This is a genomic window from Coprobacter sp. (assembly GCF_982436375.1).
This window is the reverse complement of sequence record NZ_CEWDCG010000187.1, coordinates 1-6,039: the sequence shown is the minus strand read 5'-3', so window position 1 is coordinate 6,039 and position 6,039 is coordinate 1. Positions and strand designations below refer to the sequence as shown.

The following is a 6,039-nucleotide window of genomic DNA, read 5'->3' as shown; positions in this document are numbered from 1 at the left end:
ATTTTATTGGGTATAAACGTTCATGAACAGAATAAAAGAATTTGTATTAAATACATTTTAACCATGAGAAAAATAATATTGTTATTTTTTATATTCTTGTCGTTCTTTCTTAATGCACATGAACCTAATTATGGATTGTATTTTAAATCCCATAAATATATGGGTGCGGAGCGTACGGCATTGGTTCTTAATAACAACAAACCTTTTAGACTGAATAAAGAATTTATTCTTTCATTCGATATGAGTTTGAGAAATGGGTTCATTTTCGGTACTGTATTTAAAATAATAAGTGACACGCAAGATGTCATATCGCTCAATTTTATTGCTGATGAGAAAAATAACCAATATCCTATACTCTCTATAAATGATAATATATACCCTATAACCAATAGAATAGAATTGAATAAATGGTTCTTTGTGAATATTCGATTCTCTGCGAAGAAAGATTCGGTGCTGTTAGATTATGACAAAATACATCTGGCAATACCTTTTTCTTTTAAAGATTGGAGAGAAGTGAGCCTTTATTTCGGAGTATGCAGGCATCCTAATTTCTCATCGGCCGAAATTCCTCCGATGAATGTCCGGAATATAAAAATTCATTCCAATAATAAATTGATTCGATATTGGCAACTTAAACGGCATACGATAGATTGTTGTTATGATGAAATCCAAGATATTCCGGCCATTGCCGTAAATCCGGAATGGATTATTGACAATCATACACGATGGGATTTTTTATATTCCAAAGAATTTCCAGAACTTACAAATCCCCAATATGCCTTTGATCCTCAAAAAAATCTTATATACATAGTTCCTGACCATAAAACGGTTATATGTTATAATCCAAGGTCTGGGAAAGATAGTACCATCCTTGTAAAAGGGGGGTATCCGGCATCGAGAAGTACGAATCAACTGATTTTTGATACGGTAAGGAACAAACTTGTTTCTTATAATTTGGATGAACGTACCGTGTCTGAATTTTCGTTCGAGAATGAGTGTTGGAGTAAAGAAACGCCTCCGGTCAAGGAACATGGTTTTTGGCATCATACTACATCCTTTTATGAAAAAGAACATTCTATATTTGCTTTTGGAGGATATGGTTTTTATTTATATAAAAATGATTTGTTCAAAATAAGCCCTGAAAAAGCGGAATGGGAAAATGATAAACTTATTGTGATTCCTCCGAGATATTCTTCTGCATCGGTGATCGTTGATGATCATCTTTATATTTTCGGTGGACGCGGATGTAAAACTGGCAAGCAAGAACTGAATCCGCATATATATTATGATTTATATTCTGTAAATCTGAAAACAAAAGAGACGAAACTTATTCGGCAATTCAAAGAAAAACGGCAATTCTTACCTTGTGGAAATATGATTTATAATTCTGCAGATTCTTGTTTTTATGTCTTGACCAATTGGCAAAAGGGAACTTTGTTTAAGATTTCTTTAAATCATGCTGACTTGCAAGAGGCATCGAGCCCTATAAACCAGTCGGTAATAGAATCGGATTATACATTTTATACATTGTTTCATTCAGAACGTGATTCGAAATTGTATGCGCTGTTTTGTAAAAATTTTAAGACAGGAAGTTCTGATATTTCTATATTTGAGATAAATTATCCTCCGATAGCTCAGTCTGATATTGTGCAGGAAGTTCCGGACAAATCTGCTCAATTGATATGTTGGGGAAGTTATATTGGATTAGGGATTGTTTTGCTGTCTCTGATTGCAATTTATATCTATCGGAGAAAAAAGAGAAAAAGTCGTTTTCAGGATATGCTCCATGAAACAGATGCATTCGAACAACCTCATACCAATAAGACGAAAAATAATTCTCGACAATGTATCAACTTGCTCGGAGGATTTAATATCATAGACAAGGAGGGACGGGATATTACCGTACATTTTACTCCTATATTGAAGAATCTCCTGCTTCTTATATTATTATATAGCGAAAATGAAGGAAAGGGTATAAACAGTAAAAATATAGAAGCAATCTTGTGGCCGGACAAAGAAGAGAAGTCGGCACGTAATAATCGTAATGTTTCCATTACTCGGCTTAAAACCCTTCTTTCTGAGATAGGGAATATTCAACTATATAATGATAATCGATTTTGGAAGTTGACTTTAGGAGAAGACGTGTCTTGTGATTATTATCGGGTATTGGATCAGATAAGAAAGATCAAGGAGCATCCGGAATTAAAAGAACGGTTATTGCCCGAAGTGCTTGATTATTTAATGTTAGGGCCTTTGCTCCCTCATACGCAGATAGATTGGGTTGATAAATTTAAGAGTGACTATACGAGCCTTGCTATTGATTTTTTGAATAGACTTTTGCAGGAAAATGATTCTAACGATGTAACCAAGTTACAACTTACGGATGTAATTTTTCTATATGACTCGTTAAATGAGGATGCTTTAACTATGAAATGTTATATTCTGTATAATTCTGGGAAAAAAGGTCTGGCAAAAAATACGTATGATAATTTCTGTAAAGAATATTTCTCTTTATTGGGTGAAAAATATAAATATAGTTTAGCTCAAATTTTGGAATTTGCAGAACATCAGGATAAAGTGAAACATGCATAAAAAAGACGTGAAATGACCTTTTCTGTTATGAATTAGACGTATAAAATAGTAGTCATAAAAGTAGTGCTGCTTTCACTTATTTATAGGAATGTTATTTTTATTGGTCTGGATTTTGCATTAAAAAGATTCTGATACTATAAGAGAAAGGGGCTATCCGTTTTTTTTGGATACCCCCGAGTGCAATTGAGCAAATTGTAACGTTATTTTATAAATTTCTTTGTAACGACTTTCCCTTTTGACGATGTACATTTTACGATATATGCACCACGTCCCATATTTTGAGTAGTTATAACAGTCGTGTTTTTTTGCTCGGCAACTTTATATCCGGATATAGCGTATATTTCCATATCGACTGGTTCTGTAACTCGGATTTCTTTGTTGCTGATAACAATTTCAGGATAAGATTCTATCGTATTGGTCGAAATTCCTGATAATTCACCATTAAAGTCGGGATCTACACTTCCGGTAAATCGTACAAACCAATATTGGATATTATTATCTGCATATATCCAAATTTCATCACCGGCATTATATGTGTAATCTGTTGAGAATGGCTCAAATCCGTTAGCTCCTTCTACAATATTCGTGTTTCCGGTAGTTAATACAGATATTGTGCCTGCATTGTATTTGCTGATAATAACATTTCTGTTTTGTCCCGTACTTCCGGTAATTGCACCTACGGAGATCGATCCATCCGAAGTAGGTTTAAATTTTATGACGCGGTTTGCCGGGATATTTGTATCAGGATCGATTTTTGAATCGCCTCCGGCTTTTAATTGTCCTGCTAATTTGGTTTTTGTTCCATCGATATTGAAACTTTTATTACTGGAGGCCCAAGTCATGGTTAATGTTTTTGAAGACCCTTCTGGTGTAGGACCTACATATATAACCAGTCCGTCTTTTATACATGTTTCTGTAAACTCTCCTGTCGCACTGTAAAATGTTGATAAATCCCATAATTTATTGCTTATTACAGGTTTTTCTCCGTTAGGAGTATATCTAATAGCATAAAAGTTTATTCCGGCATTGGTTGTGAGAGTAAGAGTCGTTGCAGGACCGGTATAATTCATAGTTATGTAATCTGTACTTTCATCTCCTTCAGCTTTTGTGAACAGAGTATATCCTTCTATGGTGAATGATCTTTCCGGTTCACTGGTACTGCTCGATAGAGCTGCTATTTCGATTGTCCCCGGTCCGGTTACAGGAAAGGTGAGGGAGCGATCTCCTCCACCGGATTTTAATCTTTTAGTATATTGGTCAGTACCGAAAGTTTTGGTATTGGGTTCTACTGTCCACACTTTACTGGCATTAATCTCTAATCCGTTTATGGGTGTATTTTCCGTAATTGTTCCATCAGGGAGATTTTCAAAAGACCATGTCGTAGTTTGCGCTTTAATTTCTAATGAAAGAGCTGCGAATACAAGAAAAGTAGTAAATGTCTTTTTCATATATATAAATTTTAGTTAATGATCGATATGCAAATGTATTTGTATCGAATGCTTTGGAATAGGAATTTTTGATGCTTTATGTGGATAAATTGGAATAGGAAAGGAAATCTTTCTTTTGTCCTGTTTTTAGAAAGGTTTTTATTGATTGATTTGTAAGGGAAATTATAGAGAGGTTATAGAACTTGTCGCACATTTGTACGTTAGTTAATAGATACATACCTTTGAATAGACATGGAGCAAGATCGAAGAGCTTGTGGTTCAAGAAGCCGTTTGAATTTTGTCCCGGTCAGGTTTTAAAATTTCTTTATCGAAAAAATTAGATAAGCTCATTAGGGGGGGTAAAATAAAAAAAGACAACTTTAAAGCTGTCTTTTGAGCCGATAGAGGGATTCGAACCCACGACCCCGAGATTACAAATCACGTGCTCTGGCCAACTGAGCTACATCGGCAAATTGCACCCATCAACGTCACCGTCGATCCAATGCGAAACGGGTGCAAATTTAGCGATAAATTTTAAACTACAAAAATATTAGACTCTTTTTTTATTTAGCTCTCATTTTTTCTTTCATTTTCTGCAACTGCTTTACCAAAGCGTCTACAGCCACATCTACAGCTTCCTCAAACGTATCTGCAACTTTACTTGAGAAAATGTCATCAGACTTCGGAACCAACAATTTGATAGAAGCCTCTTTATTTTGAGCGGTCTCGGGCTTAACAACTTTCAAAACAACTTCTGCAGACATAATATCGTCACAGTACTGACCCAATTTCGCAACTTTTTTCTGAATAAAACTTTCGAGCTGTGCCGAAGCATCAAAATGAATCGATTGAATACTAATTTTCATAACGCCCTCCTTTTTTTTCGGCTCGAGGATGAGCCTGTTTATAACTTTGTTTTAATTCTTCGAACGTAATATGCGTATACACTTCCGTCGAAGCTAAAGAACTATGCCCAAGCAACTCTTTTATACTGTTCAATTCCGCCCCGTTGTTCAGCATTGCCGAAGCAAATGTGTGACGCAACACATGGGGACTTTTTTTGGTCAACGTACTTACCATATTCAAATAACGAGTCACGATCCTGTATACAAGCTCAGGATAAAGAGGCTGCCCATCTTCTTTTACAAAAAAAGTCTTATGTTCCCCCTTCACATCTCTGTCCCTAACACTTCGGTACCCCTCTATCTGAATACGGAGTTCCTCCCCAAAAGGAATAATTCGTTGTTTATTACGTTTCCCTGTAACCTTCATTGCAGACATATAAATATCCACATCCGCATCTCGTAACTCGATCAACTCTCCACGACGAATACCGGTAGAATAAAACATATTTATAATCAACTTATCCCTAACACCTCGAAAGTCATCTCCGAAATCAATACCATCCAATAGCAAATCCATCTCTTCTTCTTTTAAAAAAGCAGGTAACGGTTTACTAATCTTAGGCAACTGAATATTCTGTACAGGCGTAAAAGGAATAATTCCCTCTTTGACCAAAAATTTAAAGAACGAACGCAATGCAGAGACTTTACGACTAATAGACCGAGGCATCCTCCCCTTTTCGACCAAATACACAATCCAATTTCGAACCAGATCCTGGTCTACAGATTTGGGAGCAAACCTTTCGTCCTTACAAGCAACATAATAGTCTACAAACTGCAACAAATCATTTCTATAAGACAGAACGGTATGGGAAGAAAAGTTCTTCTCATACCGAATATATCTTAGAAATGATTCAATACACATAAAGAGCGTAGCTTTTGACTTACGCTACGAATGTAAAAAAAAGAATTCAATCTTCCAACTAAAGAGAATGTTTTTATTCCTCCACTTGTTGCAATTTCTGAATATAAATGGCGCGCATTATTTTTTTACGATTAGCAACCGAAGGTTTTTCAAATGCTTGTCTGTTTCTAAGTTCTTTAATCACACCGGTTTTCTCAAATTTTCTTTTGAATTTCTTCAATGCCTTTTCAATGTTTTCGCCTTCTTTTACTGG

At 35.4% G+C, this 6,039-nt stretch carries 5 protein-coding genes and 1 tRNA gene; 1 reads left to right on the top strand and 5 read right to left on the bottom strand.

Annotation, left to right across the window (positions count from 1 at the left end; genetic code table 11):
• The first annotated feature begins 63 nt into the window (after positions 1-63).
• Positions 64-2,592, top strand: a complete 2,529-nt coding sequence (locus AC1WHX_RS09910) for a Kelch repeat-containing protein (protein ID WP_278585877.1) — start codon at positions 64-66, stop codon at positions 2,590-2,592.
• Positions 2,593-2,792: 200 nt separating this feature from the next.
• On the opposite strand, the gene AC1WHX_RS09905 is transcribed toward AC1WHX_RS09910, so the two are convergent.
• The 5 genes from AC1WHX_RS09905 to rpsU all read right to left on the bottom strand — a co-directional run.
• Positions 2,793-4,040 carry a T9SS type A sorting domain-containing protein gene (locus tag AC1WHX_RS09905; RefSeq protein WP_122338441.1) on the bottom strand — a complete coding sequence of 416 codons (1,248 nt, stop codon included), beginning with the start codon at positions 4,038-4,040 and terminating at the stop codon, positions 2,793-2,795.
• 375 nt (positions 4,041-4,415) lie between these two features.
• Positions 4,416-4,489, bottom strand: a tRNA-Thr gene (locus tag AC1WHX_RS09900).
• A gap of 93 nt (positions 4,490-4,582) precedes the next feature.
• Entirely contained in the window at positions 4,583-4,885 is a 303-nt protein-coding gene (gene hpf / locus AC1WHX_RS09895; RefSeq protein WP_009318004.1) for a ribosome hibernation-promoting factor, HPF/YfiA family, read from the bottom strand.
• Positions 4,875-5,786 carry a tyrosine-type recombinase/integrase gene (locus AC1WHX_RS09890; protein ID WP_303115704.1) on the bottom strand — a complete coding sequence of 304 codons (912 nt, stop codon included), beginning with the start codon at positions 5,784-5,786 and terminating at the stop codon, positions 4,875-4,877. The genes hpf and AC1WHX_RS09890 overlap by 11 nt, the downstream gene beginning before the upstream one ends.
• 73 nt (positions 5,787-5,859) lie before the next feature.
• On the bottom strand, positions 5,860-6,039 hold a 180-nt coding region (gene rpsU / locus AC1WHX_RS09885), incomplete at its 5' end, for a 30S ribosomal protein S21 (RefSeq protein ID WP_481229260.1).